Annotated in this window: 13 protein-coding genes; 6 read left to right on the top strand and 7 right to left on the bottom strand. The window is 69.1% G+C overall.

Annotated elements, in window-relative coordinates; genetic code table 11:
• Nucleotides 1–113 precede the first annotated feature (113 nt).
• Genes ACZ3HV_RS38425 through dhaK form a run of 4 tightly spaced genes read left to right on the top strand, consistent with a single transcriptional unit; the run spans nucleotide 114 to nucleotide 3,404 of the window.
• Entirely contained in the window at nucleotides 114–971 is an 858-nt protein-coding gene (locus ACZ3HV_RS38425) for a class II fructose-bisphosphate aldolase (RefSeq protein WP_465691985.1), read from the top strand.
• Complete coding sequence (locus ACZ3HV_RS38420) at nucleotides 968–1,771, top strand: HAD-IA family hydrolase (protein WP_465691983.1); 804 nt, start codon at nucleotides 968–970, stop codon at nucleotides 1,769–1,771. The genes ACZ3HV_RS38425 and ACZ3HV_RS38420 overlap by 4 nt, the downstream gene beginning before the upstream one ends.
• Nucleotides 1,768–2,412, top strand: a complete 645-nt coding sequence (dhaL, locus tag ACZ3HV_RS38415; protein WP_360375760.1) for a dihydroxyacetone kinase subunit DhaL — start codon at nucleotides 1,768–1,770, stop codon at nucleotides 2,410–2,412. The genes ACZ3HV_RS38420 and dhaL overlap by 4 nt, the downstream gene beginning before the upstream one ends.
• Entirely contained in the window at nucleotides 2,409–3,404 is a 996-nt protein-coding gene (gene dhaK / locus ACZ3HV_RS38410; protein WP_465691981.1) for a dihydroxyacetone kinase subunit DhaK, read from the top strand. Before dhaL ends, dhaK begins: the two co-directional genes overlap by 4 nt.
• Nucleotides 3,405–3,408: 4 nt before the next feature.
• On the opposite strand, the gene ACZ3HV_RS38405 is transcribed toward dhaK, so the two are convergent.
• Both ACZ3HV_RS38405 and ACZ3HV_RS38400 read right to left on the bottom strand, forming a co-directional pair.
• On the bottom strand, nucleotides 3,409–4,593 hold the full coding sequence (locus tag ACZ3HV_RS38405; protein ID WP_465691979.1) for a GAF domain-containing protein: 1,185 nt from the start codon (nucleotides 4,591–4,593) through the stop codon (nucleotides 3,409–3,411).
• Between the two features lie 104 nt (nucleotides 4,594–4,697).
• Complete coding sequence (locus ACZ3HV_RS38400) at nucleotides 4,698–5,357, bottom strand: HAD family hydrolase (RefSeq protein WP_465691977.1); 660 nt, start codon at nucleotides 5,355–5,357, stop codon at nucleotides 4,698–4,700.
• A 57-nt stretch (nucleotides 5,358–5,414) separates the two neighbouring features.
• Between ACZ3HV_RS38400 and ACZ3HV_RS38395 the strand changes: the two genes are divergently transcribed.
• Entirely contained in the window at nucleotides 5,415–6,470 is a 1,056-nt protein-coding gene (locus tag ACZ3HV_RS38395) for a mandelate racemase/muconate lactonizing enzyme family protein (protein ID WP_465691975.1), read from the top strand.
• Here the strand turns inward: ACZ3HV_RS38395 and ACZ3HV_RS38390 are convergent.
• From ACZ3HV_RS38390 to ACZ3HV_RS38375, 4 genes are read right to left on the bottom strand one after another with little or no spacing between them, the layout of a single operon-like run.
• Nucleotides 6,457–8,331: a Na+/H+ antiporter NhaA gene (locus ACZ3HV_RS38390; protein ID WP_465691973.1), complete on the bottom strand. Its 1,875-nt coding sequence runs from the start codon at nucleotides 8,329–8,331 to the stop codon at nucleotides 6,457–6,459. The two genes, ACZ3HV_RS38395 and ACZ3HV_RS38390, sit on opposite strands and share 14 nt — an antisense overlap.
• Nucleotides 8,328–8,750 carry a VOC family protein gene (locus ACZ3HV_RS38385; RefSeq protein WP_465691971.1) on the bottom strand — a complete coding sequence of 141 codons (423 nt, stop codon included), beginning with the start codon at nucleotides 8,748–8,750 and terminating at the stop codon, nucleotides 8,328–8,330. Before ACZ3HV_RS38385 ends, ACZ3HV_RS38390 begins: the two co-directional genes overlap by 4 nt.
• Nucleotides 8,750–10,456 (bottom strand): MOSC domain-containing protein, encoded by a 1,707-nt coding sequence (locus tag ACZ3HV_RS38380; RefSeq protein WP_465691969.1) that lies wholly within the window; start codon nucleotides 10,454–10,456, stop codon nucleotides 8,750–8,752. Before ACZ3HV_RS38380 ends, ACZ3HV_RS38385 begins: the two co-directional genes overlap by 1 nt.
• Nucleotides 10,453–11,310 carry a DUF427 domain-containing protein gene (locus ACZ3HV_RS38375; protein WP_465691967.1) on the bottom strand — a complete coding sequence of 286 codons (858 nt, stop codon included), beginning with the start codon at nucleotides 11,308–11,310 and terminating at the stop codon, nucleotides 10,453–10,455. The genes ACZ3HV_RS38380 and ACZ3HV_RS38375 overlap by 4 nt, the downstream gene beginning before the upstream one ends.
• 164 nt (nucleotides 11,311–11,474) lie before the next feature.
• Here ACZ3HV_RS38375 and ACZ3HV_RS38370 point away from each other — a divergent pair, with 164 nt between their 5' ends.
• Nucleotides 11,475–14,222 carry an AAA family ATPase gene (locus ACZ3HV_RS38370; protein WP_465691965.1) on the top strand — a complete coding sequence of 916 codons (2,748 nt, stop codon included), beginning with the start codon at nucleotides 11,475–11,477 and terminating at the stop codon, nucleotides 14,220–14,222.
• Here the strand turns inward: ACZ3HV_RS38370 and ACZ3HV_RS38365 are convergent.
• On the bottom strand, nucleotides 14,219–15,670 hold the full coding sequence (locus tag ACZ3HV_RS38365; RefSeq protein WP_465691963.1) for a sulfatase family protein: 1,452 nt from the start codon (nucleotides 15,668–15,670) through the stop codon (nucleotides 14,219–14,221). The two genes, ACZ3HV_RS38370 and ACZ3HV_RS38365, sit on opposite strands and share 4 nt — an antisense overlap.
• Nucleotides 15,671–15,699: the final 29 nt, after the last annotated feature.

The following is a 15,699-nucleotide window of genomic DNA, read 5'->3' as shown; positions in this document are numbered from 1 at the left end:
TGGCGGGTCTCCACCATTTCCGCGGCGGCGGACCGCGGGATGCAGCATTCGTGCAGCGTTCCAAGCGGCAGGGTGGGGGATGAGTGGGGATTGGGTCGCGGAGAGGGGAGATCATGCCTGTCGCGCCGTTGAAGGGGCTTGTCGACGAGGCACTGGCCAAGGGGTACGCCGTACCGGCGATCAATGTGGTGGACGAGCTGAGTCTGCGGGCGGTCGTCGACGCGGCGGTGGAACTGGGGTCACCGCTGATCATCCAGACGTCGGTCAAGACGGTGAAGTCGGTCGGCCTCGATGTCGTCAAGGCGATGTTCGACGCGACGGTCGCTTCGGTTCCGGTGCCGGTCGCGCTGCACCTCGACCACTGTCCTGAGCGCGACGTGATCAGCTCGTGCCTCGCCGCGGGCTGGAACTCGGTCCTGTTCGACGCCTCCGCGCTCCCGGTCGAGGAGAACCAGCGCCAGACCGTCGAGGTGGTCGCCGAGGCCAGGAAGTACGGCGCTCACGTCGAGGGCGAGATCGAGGGCATCACCGGTGTCGAGGACGGCGTGGGTTCGGACACCGAGGCGGAGCGACACTCACTCGAAGTCGCTACTCGTTTCGTGGAGACGACCGGTGTGGATGTCTTCGCGCCGGCGATCGGGAACGCCCACGGCATCTACCACTCGACGCCCGAGCTGGACTCGCAGCGGATCACGGATCTGGTGGCGGCCACCGGCATCCCGATGGCGTTGCACGGCGGCTCGGGGCTGACCCGTGAGCAGTTCCAGGACCTGATCGGCCGGGGCTGCGCGAAGGTCAACATCTCCACGGCCCTCAAGGTCGCGTACATGACCTCATCGCTCGAGCACCTCGAACAGGCGCGGGCCACGAACAAGTGGGATCCGCCGACCTTGTTCCGTCACATCCACACGGCCGTGAAGACTATGACCGCCGAGCACATAGAGATCTTCGGCAGCGGCGGCCGGGTATGACCGCTTTGCTCTTCGACTGCGACGGTGTGCTGGGCGACACCGAGCGCGACGGGCACCTGCCGGCGTTCAACGCGACCTTCGAGCAGTTCGGGCTCCCGGTGCGGTGGTCGGTCGAGGACTACGGCCGCCTGCTCCGGATCGGCGGTGGGAAGGAACGGCTGGCGACCGTCCTCGACGACCCGGATGTCTGGCGCGCGGCTGGTTCACCGGCGACGCCCGAGGAGCGCGCCGACGTGGTGGCGACCTGGCATCGGGCCAAGACGAAGGCGTTCACCGACCTGGTCGCAGCCGGGGTCGTTCCGCCGCGTCCCGGCGTACGGCGGGTGATCACCGACGCACTGCGGGAGGGCTGGACGGTCGCGGTCGCGTCGACCTCGGCGGAACCGTCGGTCCGCGCGGTCCTCGCCGGAGCGGTCGGCGATGAGGTCGCGGCCACGATCCCGGTGTTCGCGGGTGACGTCGTACCGCGGAAGAAGCCCGACCCGGCGGTCTACCAATTGGCTCTCGAGAAGCTCGCCCTCGACCCGGCCGGCACCCTCGTCATCGAGGACTCGCGCAATGGACTCCTCGCTGCCATCGGTGCCGGGCTGGCGACGGTGGTGACCGTCAGCGGCTACACGCGCGACGAGGACTTCACCGAAGCCGCCCTGGTCCTCACCAGTCTGGGCGACCCCGACGGCGAACGGCTCGAGGTACTCGCGGATCCGTCCGGCATCGGCCCGGTCGACGCGCTCACCCTGGCCGATCTCGCCCGGCTGGCCGAGAACGCACCACGACCCACGCAAGGAGGCCAGACATGACGGACAGCTGGGGCGAGGTCGACCTCGTCCTCACCACGATCATCACCACCTGCCTCGACAACGAGAAGTACTTCGGCGACCTGGACTCGGTGGTCGGCGACGGCGATTTCGGCTACTCGCTGGCCCGCGGTTTCGAGAAGCTCCAGGACCAGTACGGCGATCTCGACCGGACCGACATCGGGACGTTCCTGAAGAAGGTCGGGATGCTGGTGACGTCCCGGATCGGGGGTACGTCGGGACCGATCTGGGGGACCGGGTTCCTGCGGGCCGGCATGACGGCCGGTGCGACCACCTCCCTGGACGGGGCCATGGTCGTGGCGATGCTGCGCTCGGCCGTGACGGGGATCCAGGCCCGCGGCGGCGCCGAGCTGGGGGACAAGACCCTGCTCGACGCGATCGTCCCGATGACCGATGCCATCGAGGAGTCCCTCGCCTCCGGGGCAAGCAGTGACGAGGTCGTCGAACGGGCCGCGGTCGCGGCCCGGACCGCGGCCGACGCGACGGCGGAGCTGGTCGCGAAGCGAGGCCGAGCCGCCTACACCGGCGAGCGGAGCCGTGGATCGGTCGACGCCGGAGCCACCGCCGTCGCCGTGATCATCGAGCAGATCGCAGAGGTCTGGAAGACAAGGGAGTCCCGATGAAGAAGTTCGTCAACGACCCGAAGAACTACGTGCCCGAGATGCTGCGGGGCATCGTGCTGGCCAACCCGGACACGCTGAAGTACGTGCCGGAGTACAACCTGATCATGCGGACGGACGCACCCCGCGACGACAAGGTCTCGATCGTGCAGGGCTCGGGGTCCGGACACGAACCCGCCCACGTGATGACGGTCGGCAAGGGCATGCTCGACGCCGCGTGTCCCGGCGACGTCTTCGCGGCGCCGCCGATGGACTACGTGTACGAGACCACCAAGCTGCTCGCGTCCGAGAAGGGCGTGCTCCTGCTGGTCAACAACTACACCGGTGACCGGATGGCGTTCGACATGTCGCAGGAGCTGAGCCAGGCCGACGGGCTGAACGTCCGTACGTTGATCATCGACGACGACGTCGCGGTCAAGGACTCGACGTACACGGTCGGCCGGCGCGGCGTGGCCGGCAACTTCTTCGTGATGAAGGCGGTCGGCGCGGCGTCCGAGCAAGGGGCGGATCTCGACGAGCTGGTCCGGATCGGGGAGAAGGTCAACTCGGTCACCCGCACGATGGGCATGGCGCTCACCGCCTGTACGCCGCCGGCCAAGGGATCCCCGCTGTTCGAGCTCGGTGCCGACGAGATGGAGATGGGTGTCGGTATCCACGGCGAGCCGGGCCGCAGCCGCGAGAAGCTTGCCTCGGCCAACGAGATCATCGACCAGATGCTCGAGGCGGTCCGCTCCGACCTGCCGTATGAGTCCGGTGACAACGTCGCGCTGATGATCAACGGTCTGGGCGGTACGCCGATCAGCGAGCTCTACCTGCTCTACGGTCGCGCTCACCAGGTGCTCACCGACCGTGGGATCAACGTACGGCGCAACTACGTCGGGGAGTACTGCACGTCCCTCGACATGGCCGGCGCCTCGGTCACGCTGGTCAAGCTCGACGACGAGATCGACGGTCTGCTCTCGGCACCGGCGGAGATCGCGATCCGGGTCTTCTGAGGGTTCAGCCCTCGGTCCCGGCCGGGTCCAGTCCGTAGTCGGCGCGGAGACGGCGTACTTCGGACTGGGCCGCGGGCCGGAGTGGGGACGTCGGGGACAGCAGCGTCAGTTGGCGTTCCCACGCGGCCAGGTCGTTCACTCCGGCGTACGAGCGTGTCCACGCCGCGACCAGGTCGACGTCGTACGTCTGCAGGACGGCGGCCCGGATCCGGTTCTCGAGCCGGTTCCGGGAGGCGACCACGCCTGGTGCGTCGGACTGCGGCAGCAGAGGGCCTGCGTAGCGGCGCAGGGCCGACGACAACAGGTGCGAGTCGAGGTCGTCGGCGGTTTCGAGCCAGTCCGCGGCGATGTCCGGGTGCAGTCGGTACGGACGTGATTCGACGATGTCGGCGCCGAGCAGAGCGCGGAGGCGGGTGACCTCGCCGCGCAGTGAGGACTGGTGGTCGTCGCCCTCGCCGTACAGGGCGTCCGACAGTTCTTCGGCGCTGAGGCCCTCGGGGTGTTCGGCGAGGAGAACCACGATGTCGCTGTGCCGTCGGCTGAGCCGGAGATCCCGGCCGTCGATGCGCACCGCCGCGTCCGGTCGGCCCAGTGCGGAGATCCGCATGCGCCGGGTCGAGTCGCCAAGGACCTTGCGAACGGTCATCAGTCGGCCAAGCTCGGCCTCGGCCATCCGGGCCGCAGCTCGCACCATCGCCAGCGACAGGGGTGAGCTGGCGTCGGCAGTGCCGGTGATGTCGACGACCCCGAGCACTCGCTGGGTCTCCGGATCGTAGATCGGTGCGGCGGCACACGACCACGGCTGCACCAGCAGGGTGAAGTGTTCCGCGGACCGGATCTGCACCGGTCCGGCCACTTCGAGGGAGGTGCCGAGGGCGTTGGTGCCGACCTGTCGCTCCGCCCACCAGGCGCCTTCGGTGAAATGGATGCCGTCGGCGGCGCGGAGTACGTTCGGCCGTCCGCACACCCACAGCAACCGGCCGTCACTGTCGCCGACCGCCATCACGAAGTCGCTGTCCTCGGCGGCCCGGCCTAGTACGTCGTACAGCATCGGGAAGACCGCGGAGAGTGGATGCTCGGCCCGGTACGCCGCCAGTTCGTCGGCCTCGAACGCGAAGGGTGCCGCCGCGTCGGACTGGAGCCCGGCCGCGATCGACCGCCCCCAGGAGGCCGCGACAAGGCCTCGCACGTTCCGGCCCCCACCTTCGAGGAACTCCTGGTGTCGGCGGTGAAGCCACCGGTCGACAGAATCCACCTCTCCAGGGAACTGCCGAACCCCCCGAAAGTCCAGCCCTACCCCGTCGGACCGTCGGCGAGCAGGTCGAGGGCCTCGGTGATGGAGTGGGTGACCGGGGCGCCGGTGGTTTCCAGGGCGTGGCGGGTCATGGCGCCGGTTGTCACGAGGATGCACTGGGCGCCGGCGGCCTGGGCTGCGTGAGCGTCGTCGACGACGTCGCCGATCAGCACAACCTCGGCGGGGTTCAGGTTCTGGGCCTCCAGGTGCTGGATCAGGCTGTCGGCCTTGGAGCCGCCGCCCACCTCAGCGGCCAGGCCGTCGATGCGCGTGAAGTACGGCGTGAGTCCGAACTGTTCGATCGTCGGGGTGAGCCGCGTGTGGAACCACATCGACAACAGTGACTGGGTACGCCCGCTCTCGGTCCACTGCCGTAGGACGTCCGGCACTCCGGCCGCGAGACCACAGCTGTGCAGGAGAGCGTCGTACCGCTCGTGGTAGAGCTTGTCCACGCGCGCCCACTCCTCGTCGTCGAGCACCCGGGACAGGATCGTCTCGTACGAGACCCGCATCGGCCGTGCGTACGCCGTCTGCCACTCAACCCACGTCAGATCCGGCCGGCCGAACCCGGCGCACACCTCGTTGACTGCCGCCAACACGACCTGGTTGTCATTCAGCAACGTCCCGTTCCAGTCCCACACCACATGCGAAGCGCTCATCACGCGCGCCACTCTAGACGGACGATCCGACGTACCGATGCCGGATATCGTTGAGCGATGACTCTCTCGCGGCATGTGATCAGGTCTGTCACGACGGCTGAGATCGGGTACCGGTACCTCCGCCCGGTGGGCCGGAACTCGTTCCGGGGCGAGCACGGGAGTGGCGGTACGACGACGGTGTACGTCGTCGAGACCGATCGAGGGGCCACCGGGTGGGGGCTCCCCTTGCATCAAGGCGACCCGGGTCCGCTCGTGGGGCGGAACCTCGCCGAGTTGATCGATCCGGACCGCGGCGTGATCGAGCCGGCGGCCGAGTTCCTCGACTACCCGCTGCATGATCTGGCGGCGCGGATCCTCGAGGTTCCGGTCTACGCGATGCTCGGGTCCGCGGGGACGCCCGAGGTCCGGTGCTACAGCGGCGGCATCTACTTCGACGACCTCGAGGGCGGGATCGAGGCGATCCGGGCGAATCTCCAGCAGGATCACGAGGCCGGGTTCCGCGACTTCAAGTTGAAGGTCGGACGGGGCTACCGGTGGATGGACTCCGAGGCCGGCCCCGCGCGGGACATCGAGGTGACCCGGCTGGCCCGCGAGCTGTACCCGGACGCCGACATCCTGGTGGACGCGAACGACGGCTTCACCGTGAACACGCTGCTCGCCTATCTCGAGGCGGTCGAGGACTGCCGGCTCTACTGGCTCGAGGAGCCGTTCGCGGAACGCTGGGAGGACTTCCGGTTCCTGCGCAAGCGCCTTGGCACGGCCGGGACGAAGATCGCGGACGGCGAGTTCGACCCTGACGAGGAGTACATCGTGAGGCTCGCGCAGGAAGGGCTGCTGGACGTCGCGCTGATGGACGTCACCGGTCACGGCCTGACTGCCTGGCGGCGGACGATGCCGCGCCTCGTCGGGGCCTCCACCGAGGCGTCCCCGCACGCCTGGGGCCTGCCGATCAAGACCCTGTACGCCGCTCACCTGGCCGCCGGACTCGGCAACATCCCGATCATCGAAGGCGTCCCCGGTCACACCGAAGGCACCGACGGCGACGGCTACACCCTGGCCGACGGGTACGTCAGCCTGTCGGATCAGCCGGGCTTCGGTATCAAGTTGCCGTAGCCAACGTTTGCCGGATGGCGTCGGTCAGCGTCGGGAGGTCCTGCGGGCCGTCGTGGCGGTGACTGTTGATGAAGAAGGTCGGCGTACCGGCGACCCCGCTACGGTCGGCGGAGTCGATGTCCTGGGCGATCCGGGCGGCGAAGTCGTGCGCGGTGAGATCCGTCCGGAAGCGCTCCAGGTCGAGACCCAGCGTCGCGGTGTAGGACAGGATGTCGTCGAGTTCGAGGTTGTCCTGGTTGAGCAGGAGGAGGTCGTGCATCTGCCAGAACTGCCCCTGCCGGCCCGCGGCCTCGGCGGCTTCGGCGGCTAGTTGGGCGTGCGGATGGACGTCGTGCAGTGGCAGATGCCGCCAGACGTAGCGGATGTGGGTGTTCGACGCGATCAGTTCGCGGGCGGTGGGGGCCGCCATCTGTGTCCACGGGCACTCGAAGTCGCCGTACTCGACGACCGTGACGACCGCGTCGGCCGGACCCCGGATGTGATCGCGGTCGGGGTCGACCGGGGGAGCCAGGTCGGTGAGCTGACCGCCGGTCCCGAGCAGGGCGCGAGTACGCGCGCGAGCGGGCAGCAGCGTGATCACCCGATAGAAGGCCAGTGTGAGCACGGCCGCTCCGAGAGCAGCCGCGAGTACGCCGAGCTTGGCCTCCTCCAACGCGGTCCCGGTGAAGGCAAGATCGGCGATCAGCAACGACAGCGTGAACGGCACTCCGGCGATCAGCCCACTGCCGACCACCCCGGCCCACCCGACCGACGGCCGCACAGCACCGTGGCTGGTCCGGGTGAGCAGCCAGGACGTCCCCGCGACAGCCACCGGCTTCCCGACCACGAACGCGACGAAGAGCCCGATGGTGACCGGCGCGGTGATCGCCTCGGTCAGCAAGCTGGGATGCAAGGCGATGCCCGCGTTGGCCAGCGCGAACAACGGCACGATCCCGTAGCTCGTCAGCCGGTGATACGTGTGCTGCAATCGCGCATTCGCCGACAGCGTGCCGGTCAGCTCGCGAGTAGCCGCCCGGGCGAGCTCCGGCGTCGGCTGCTCGCGGAACAGCCGGACCACCGTCGTCGCCTGCTCCAGGGCGTCCCGTCGAGGTACGTACGCCGACGTCGCGAGCCCGACCGCGAGCCCGGCGACGACCGGATCGATGCCGCTGGCAAGTAACGCGCACCACAGCACTACCGCGAGCCCGGTGAAGACCACGCGTCGGCGTGGGTACCGCAGCCGGGTGGCGGCCAGGAGTCCGGCGTACGACGCGATCGCCACGAGCAGGCCGGTCACATGCACCTCGTCGGTGTAGGCGAACGCGATCACCACGAGCGCGACCACGTCGTCGACGACGAACACGGTGAGCAGGAACGTGCGGATCCGGTCCGGCACCTGCTTGCCGGCCACCGCGAGTACGCCGAGCGCGAGGGCGGTGTCGGTCGACATCGCGGCGCCCCAGCCGTGCACTCCGGCGCCGGAGTGGTTGAACGCCAGGTAGATCAGCACGGGCAGTGCCATACCGACGAGGCCCGCCGCGACCGGGAGGATCATCCGGCGGCGTTCCCGGAGCTCGCCGAGGTCGAACTCACGACGCGCCTCGAGCCCGACGACGAGGAAGAAGAACGCCATCAGCCCGCTGTTCACCCAGGTGCGCAGGTCCAGGCTCGTGGACAGCGGCCCGAGCCGGACCGGCAGCTCTTTGGTCCAGAACGTCTCGTACCCGGTGCTCGTCACGTTCGCCCAGACCAGCGCGAGCGCGATCGCGGCGGCGAGGACGGACGCGCTGGCCGCCTCGGTCCGCAGGAACGCGCGCAGCGGACTCGTGGCCGGCCCGGACATCGACATCCCGCGCGGGTCCAGGTCCGTGTGCTCGGTCATCGGCGACGGATCTCCTGCAGGGTCCAGGTGTTCCCGTCCGGGTCGGCGAACTCGGCCAGGCTCGCGTACGCGCGCCGCTCGGGATCGGATCCGGGGGCGAACTCACCGGCCCACTCGGCGACCGGCGACTTGTGCCGGATGTCGCCGACCTTGATGCCGCGAGCAACCAATTCCTCGCGGGCAGCCTCGAGATCCTCGACGACGAGGTAGCTGGCGCGTGCCGATCCCGGGGCCGCGTCGGTCAACCCCGCACCGAACTGGATCGAGCAGGCCGACCCGGGCGGGGTCAGCTGGACGACCCGGAAACCGTCGCGCGGGTGATAGTCCACGTCGAGGTGGAAGCCTAGTGAGGTGTAGAAGGCCAGCGCGGTATCTACATCGCTGACGGCGAGAGTGACGACTTCGAGCTTGTAATCCATCACATGTCCAGGACTAGATCGGTGGTTGGGCGAGAACAGCAGATGAGGATCTGGCCGTCCGGAGGCGTCTCGAGCGGACTGGGGGAGTATCTGACCTCTCCGGACAGGAGCGGCGTGACGCAGGTCTGACAGACGCCGGTCCGGCAGCTGAAGCGCGTCGGGACATCGCAGGCCTCGGCCAGGTCGAGCAGACTGCCTGCACCGAACGGTGTCGAGATCCCACTCCGCGAGAAGGTCACCAGCGGGCCGGTGCCGAGTTCGGTAGGTTGGTGGGGTGGACGGACGGTCTGGTCGACGAGGCCCGGGTTGGTCGACGGCAGCGCACTGAACAGCTCGGTGTGCACCCGCTGGATCCCCACAGCCGTCAGTGCCTCGCGCATGTCGGTCATGAAGGACGCCGGACCGCAGATGTACGCCGTCGCATCCGCAGGGAGGTCCAGGTCGACCAGCATGTCCTTGGTAAGCCGCCTACCAGAGCTGTAGTAGATGTGTTCATGCGCATGCGCCAGCGTCCCCAGCACTTCGTGGGCTTCAGCGGCCAACGGGTGTTCCGCCGGTCGGCGAGCGGTGTGGATCCACCACACGTCGCGCGTACTGCGCTGTGCCGCCAGCGAATGCAGCATCGCCATCACCGGAGTGACGCCGATGCCGGCCGACACCAGGACGACCGGATCGGTGCCGTCCTCGAGCAGGAACTCACCACGCGGCGCGGCGACCTCAAGTACGGCGCCAACCGCCAGCCGGCTGGTGAGGTAGCCGCTCGCAATCCCGTGCGGCTCGTGCTTGACGCTGATCCGGTAGCTGCTGCTCCCGGGTGTGGAGGACAGCGAGTAACTGCGCACCGGGACCGGTAGACCCGCGTCCGGCAACCGGAACGTCAGATACTGGCCCGCCCGGGCCGCGGGCAGGTCCATACCGTCAACTGCGGCCAGGCTGATCGAGGAGACGGTCGCGGTCTCCGCCACCACCGCGGTGACCTGCAACTGGCGGAAGCCCTCCCACGCAGGTGGTGTCGCCGCTGTCGTCCCAGCGGCCGTGAACGTGCCGGCACCGGTCGCGTCAGCCTCGAGCAATTCGCGGAACGAGCCCTGCCAGCCGGGACTCAGCGCCGGGATCTCCAGAGCCCGGCGTACCGCCTCGAGGTCACGGTGCGGCAGGTAGAGCAGGGCATCGATGTCGGCGACGCTGAGTGCCCCCGGACCGGTCCGGGTCTTGACGATCGCGTCACCGGCTTCGATCTGCCCTTCGGTGATCACCCGGAAGTAGAACCCCGGCCGGTGGTGGGCGACCAGCAGCGCCGGCAGTTCCGGCTCACCCATCCGCAGTCCGACCCGATAGCACGTGACCCGCGGTTGCGTGACCTCGAACTCGGCCGCGCCGATCCGGTACCGGTCGCCGATGCACACCTCGTCATCCGCGAGCCCATCGACCGTCAGGTTCTCCCCGAACTGCCCGTACACGAAGTCGTCCCGGCCGAAGTGCTTCTCCCAGTGTCGGTACGACTCGATCTGGTAGACGAACACGGCCCGCTGCTCGCCGCCGTGTCCGGCGGTGTCGCCCTGGCCGTCTCCGTCGAGATTCAACCGCCGGGCCATCACCGGTCCGTCGACCTGCTCCTTCCAGACGCCGGTGTAGACGGTCTTGCCGTTCCACGAGACGTTCTTCGGCAGTCCGACGTTCACCGACAACAAAGTGGCACTTGTCATCCGGAAAGCTCCTCCACAGTCAGATCCCGGTCGATGCCGTGTGAGATCACACTCTGACCAGGTTCCAACCGCAGTCGCCGTCCGTCGAGTTCCACCTCGATCTTGTCCGGCTCGAACGAGACCATGCCGGAGATCCGCCGTACCTCGGTCCAGGCGTCTTCGTACCCCCACGCGGCGCCGCGAGCCTCGCCGATGTCCCAGTAGCTGCACAGGCCCTTGTAGGGACAGAACGTCTGGCCTTCGACCGGAGTCAACGCGTTGTCGTCCACGTCCTCGCGCGGTACGTACCAGCGGGGTGCGAACCCCGATTCGTAGAGCACCAGCGGGCGTGAGGAGTCCGCAATGACCCGGTCGCCGTCGCGCACGACCAGATGGCGGCTGGTCTGCCGGATGTCGATCCGGTGGTAGGCGTCGGCAGCATGACCGACGATCCGCTCGTCCTCCTCGTAGAACGCGTCCATCGCCCGCCACGCGAACGCGACTCGTCCCTTCAGCTCACCCGCATGGTCCGGCAGCGCGGTGTGCTGCCAGGCCGCGCGAGCCTTGCTGCTCTCGCCCGCGGCGACGGTGTACCACGTCGTCTCACCGAGATCGCGGTGCTGCGTGGTGTGCTCCGCGGCCTCGAGTACGTCGGCCACCACGTCACCCAGCGGGAAGTACGCCACCGGATACCGGGCGGGCTCATGGAGCAGTACGACGTCCTCACTGTCGGCGATCCAGGTGTCCCCGAATCGGACCCGCATCCGCCGGCGCAGTGGCTCGGCGAACAGCATCCGGTCGGGCAACTGCTCCGGAACCAGGAACTTGCCGATCCCACCGGTGGCGAGCGGTCCTTGCTGCCAGGACAGACCCATGACTCAGTTCCTCTCAACTCAGCGGTTCACGGCTGCACCCGGGCTCCGGGCGGGCGAACCGCGACCGGCGAGCACTGAACGAGCGTGCGCCGTGGCCGGTCGGGTTCGCATCCGCCAGTGGCTGGCCACCCCCGCGAGACGCCGGCAAGCGTTAGCGTGAGTGCGTGCATGGGCCTGCGGATCTGCTGGGATGGCGGCGCGCGGCGGAACTGACGGGCCGCCACGCGGAGTGCGCCGTCCTCGACCAGGTGATCGGGGCGGTGCGGTCGGGGGAGAGCCGCACGCTGGTGCTGCATGGGGAGGCCGGGGTCGGCAAGACCGCACTGCTGGACCAGTTGGCAGCACGAGCAAGTGGATTCCAGGTGACGCGGGTCTCTGCTGTGCAGTCCGAGATGGAGTTGGCCTTCGCCGGTCTGCACCAGTTGTGTGCGCCGGCACTCGATCGCCTCGGTCAGCTGCCCGCACCACAGTGCGAGGCACTGCGGACCGTGTTCGGCATCAGCGCCGGACCGCCGCCGGACATGTTCCTGATCGGCCTGGCGGTGTTGAGCCTGCTGTCCGAGGCCGCGGAGCAGCAGCCACTGGTGTGCTTGGTCGACGATCAGCAGTGGCTCGACAAGTGCTCGGCGCAGATCCTCGCCTTCGTGGCGCGCCGGTTGGGAGCGGAGTCAGTCGGCCTGATCTTCGCGACCCGCGAGGTCGGTGACGTTCTCGCCGGAGTCCCTGAGCTGCCGGTCGCCGGGCTGCGTGACGCCGATGCGCGTCTGCTGCTGGACGCCGTACTCACCGGACCGATCGACTCGCAGGTTCGGGATCAGCTGGTGGCCGAGGCGCATGGCAATCCGCTCGCCTTGCTGGAGCTGCCGCGCGGGTTGACTCCGGCACAGCTGGCCGGCGGATTCGGACTGCCCGGTGCGGGCGACATCGAGGAGAGCTTCGTGCGCCGGGTCAACGCCATGCCGAACGAGACCCGGCGGCTCCTGGTACTCGCCGCGGCCGACCCGTCCGGCGACGACGCCCTCGTACGCCGTGCGGCCGCGCGACTCGGGATCGGTCCGGACGCGGCGGCAGCGGCGACCGACGCGGGACTGGCCGAGTTCGCGACCCGGATCCGGTTCCGGCATCCGCTGGTGCGGTCGGCGGCGTACCGCTCGGCGTCGGCCGCGGAACGGCGTCAGGTGCACCAGGCCCTGGCTGAGGTGACCGACGCCGAGGCTGATCCGGATCGGCGGGCGTGGCACCGGGCCAAGGCCGCGGCCGGGCCGGACGAGGAGGTCGCCGCGGAGCTCGAACAGTCGGCCGGGAGAGCGCGCGCCCGCAGTGGCTACGCCGCGACAGCCGCCTTCTTCCAGCGCTCGGCTGAACTGACGGTCGATCCGGCGAAGCGAGCCGCCCGGGCCCTTGCGGCCGCACAGGCCGAGATGCAGGCCGGTGCGTTCGACTCGGCGGCCGAGTTGCTGGCCATGGCCGAGGCGGGTCGGCTCACCGAGCTGGAGCGTGCCCGCGCCGAGCTCGTCCGCGCACAACTCGCGTTCGTCACCAACCGTGGCAACGACGCGCCGCAGCTGATGCTGAAGGCGGCCAAGCGACTCGAGTCCGTCGACGTTGAGTTGTCGCGGGCGACGTACCTGGACGCCCTGTCGGCGGCCATCTTCGCCAGCAGCCTGGCCACGCCAGGTGGCGATGTGGTCGCGGTGGCGCGGGAGGCCGCGGCAGCACCGCGACCGTCGGTACTGCGCTCCGCGGACCTGCTGCTCGACGGGAGCGCGCTGTACTACCGGGACGGGTACGCCGCGGCCGCACCGCTGTTGCACAAGGCGCTGGCCGAGTTCGGGACCGGTGTGTCCGTCGAGGAGGAGCTACAGCTGCTGTGGATGGCGACCACCACGTCGCTGCGTCTGTGGGACGCGGATCGCTGGGAGGAGCTGTCCCGACGGCACCTTCAGCTCGCCCGTGAGACCGGAGTGCTCAGCAATGTCGCCCTCGCGCTCACGTCACTCGCTTATGTCTCGGTGTTCTCGGGAGATCTCGCCGCCGCGGCGACGTTGACCGACGAAGTGCAGGCGGCCAACGAGGTGACCGGCGGCAAGCTCGCTCCGTACGGACGGCTGGCGCTGGCGGCCTTCAGCGGTGATCGGGCCGAGACCCTCGCGCTCGTCGAAGCCACCAAACAGGACGGCACCCGGCGGGGTGAGGGGATCGGGATCGCGTTCGCCGAGTGGGCGAGCGCCGTACTCGACAACGGCCTCGGCCGCTACCAGGACGCGGCTGACGCGGCCGCGCGCGCGTTCGCGGATCCGCGTGACGCGCTGTCGATGATGCTGGTGCCGAGTGAGCTGGTCGAGGCCGCGGTGCGGACCGGGGCGATCGACACCGCGCACCGCGCCGGTCAAGCGCTCCGGGAGATGGCCACGGCGACCGGCACCGACTGGGCCCTCGGGGTGCATGCCCGATCCCAGGCGCTGCTCAGTGCCGGCGACACCGCCGAGCGCCTCTATCGGGAGGCGATCGCCCGCTTGGAGACGACCCGGCTCCAGGTCGAGCTCGCCCGTTCCCACCTCCTCTACGGCGAATGGCTGCGCCGGGAGCGACGCCGTACCGACGCCCGCGAGTACCTGCGTACGGCGTACTCGAGCTTCGAGGCGATGGGGATGACCGGCTTCGCCGAACGCGCCCGCCGCGAACTCCAGGCCGCCGGCGGCACCGCCCGCAAGCGCGTCGTCCCGGCCCAGAGCGAACTCACCGCCCAAGAAGCCCAGATCGCTCGCATGGCCCGCGACGGCCTCTCCAACCCCGAGATCGCCACCCGCCTCTTCATCAGCGCCCGCACAGTCCAGTACCACCTGCGCAAGGTCTTCCCCAAGCTAGGAATCACCTCTCGCAGCCAGCTGGACCAAGTCCTACCGCGCTAGCTCCACGGCCACACCGGGTGCGGCGTCGACGGGCCGGCGTACGGCGTGTCCGCGTAGTGCCCCTGCAGTTCGGCAAGCTGCTCGGTCAACGCCGCACGGGTCTCGGCGTACGCCGGATCGTCCGCAACGTTGACCAGCTCTTCCGGGTCGGCCCGCAGGTCGTACAGCTCCCACTCCGAGTCGAAGATCCGCTCCGACGACCCCGGTACGCCGAGGCCGGCGCCGTAGTAGTGGATGAGCTTGAACTCCTTTGTCCGTACGCCGTAGTGCGCCGGAGCGTGGTGATTGGGGTCGTCGTGCTCCCAGTACCGGTAGTAGATCGCGGACGGCCAGTCCGGGACCTCCGTACCGCGCAGCAACGGCAAGAAGCTCCGGCCCTGTGACGTCGGCAGCACCGACGCGGCCTCCAGCCCGGCCATGTCGAGGAACGTCGCGGCGAAGTCCACGTTCGTCACCATCGCATCGCACGTGCTGCCGGCCGGGATCTGCGACGGCCAGCGGATCATCATCGGCATCTGCAGCGACTCGTCGAACATCAGCCGCTTGTCGTACCACCCGTGGTCGCCGAGGAAGAACCCCTGGTCGGAGGTGTAGACGACGACGGTGTCGTCGCGGAGCCCTTCGTCGTCGAGGGTGTCGAGCACCCGGCCGACGTTGTCGTCGATCGACTGGACGCACTGCAGGTAGTCCCGCAGGTAGCGCTGGTAGTTCCACCGCATCCGCACGTCCCGGTTCTCCGGGCCGCGCAGCTCGGCGGGCAGCTCCTCGCCGAGCTCGTCCGTACCGAGGTCGTCGGCCACCGACATCCGCACGCCCCGGACGGCCTGGCTCCGGGTGGAGTAGTCGTCGAGCAGCGTGGCCGGCTCCGGGATCGATCCGACCGGGTAGAGGTGCTTGTGCTTCTCATCCGGCACCCACGGCCGGTGCGGAGCCTTGTGGTGCACCAGCAGCAGGAACGGCCGGTCCGGATCGCGCTGCCGGATCCAGTCGATGCTCTGCTCGGTGACGATGTCCGTCGCGTAGCCGGGCACGGTCTCGGCGCCGTCCGGTCCGAGCATCAGCGGATCGACGTACTCGCCCTGCCCGGGGAAGACCCGCCAGGAGTCGAAGTGCCGCGGGGCGGACTCCGGTCGCTCACCGAGGTGCCACTTGCCGAACAGCGCGGTCTGATAGCCGGCGTCCTTCAGCACCTCCGTGAACGTCGGCACCCGGTAGTCGATCTCGGTGTAGATCGACGCCACCCCGTTGACGTGGCTGTAGGTGCCGGTCAGGATCGACGCCCGCGACGGCGAGCAGATCGAGTTCGTGCAGTACGCCGCATCCATCCGGACCCCGTCCCGGGCCAGCCGGTCCAGGTGCGGGGTGCTGTTGACCTTGCTCCCGTACGCCGAGATCGCGTGCGCGGCGTGGTCGTCGGACATGACGAAGACGATGTTCGGTCCAGGCATCACCTCACCCTAGCCGGAAGTTGTCCGGC

The organism is Kribbella sp. NPDC020701 (assembly GCF_055562215.1).
The sequence above is the reverse complement of the archived record's forward strand: the minus strand, read 5'-3'. Positions and strand labels throughout refer to the sequence as shown.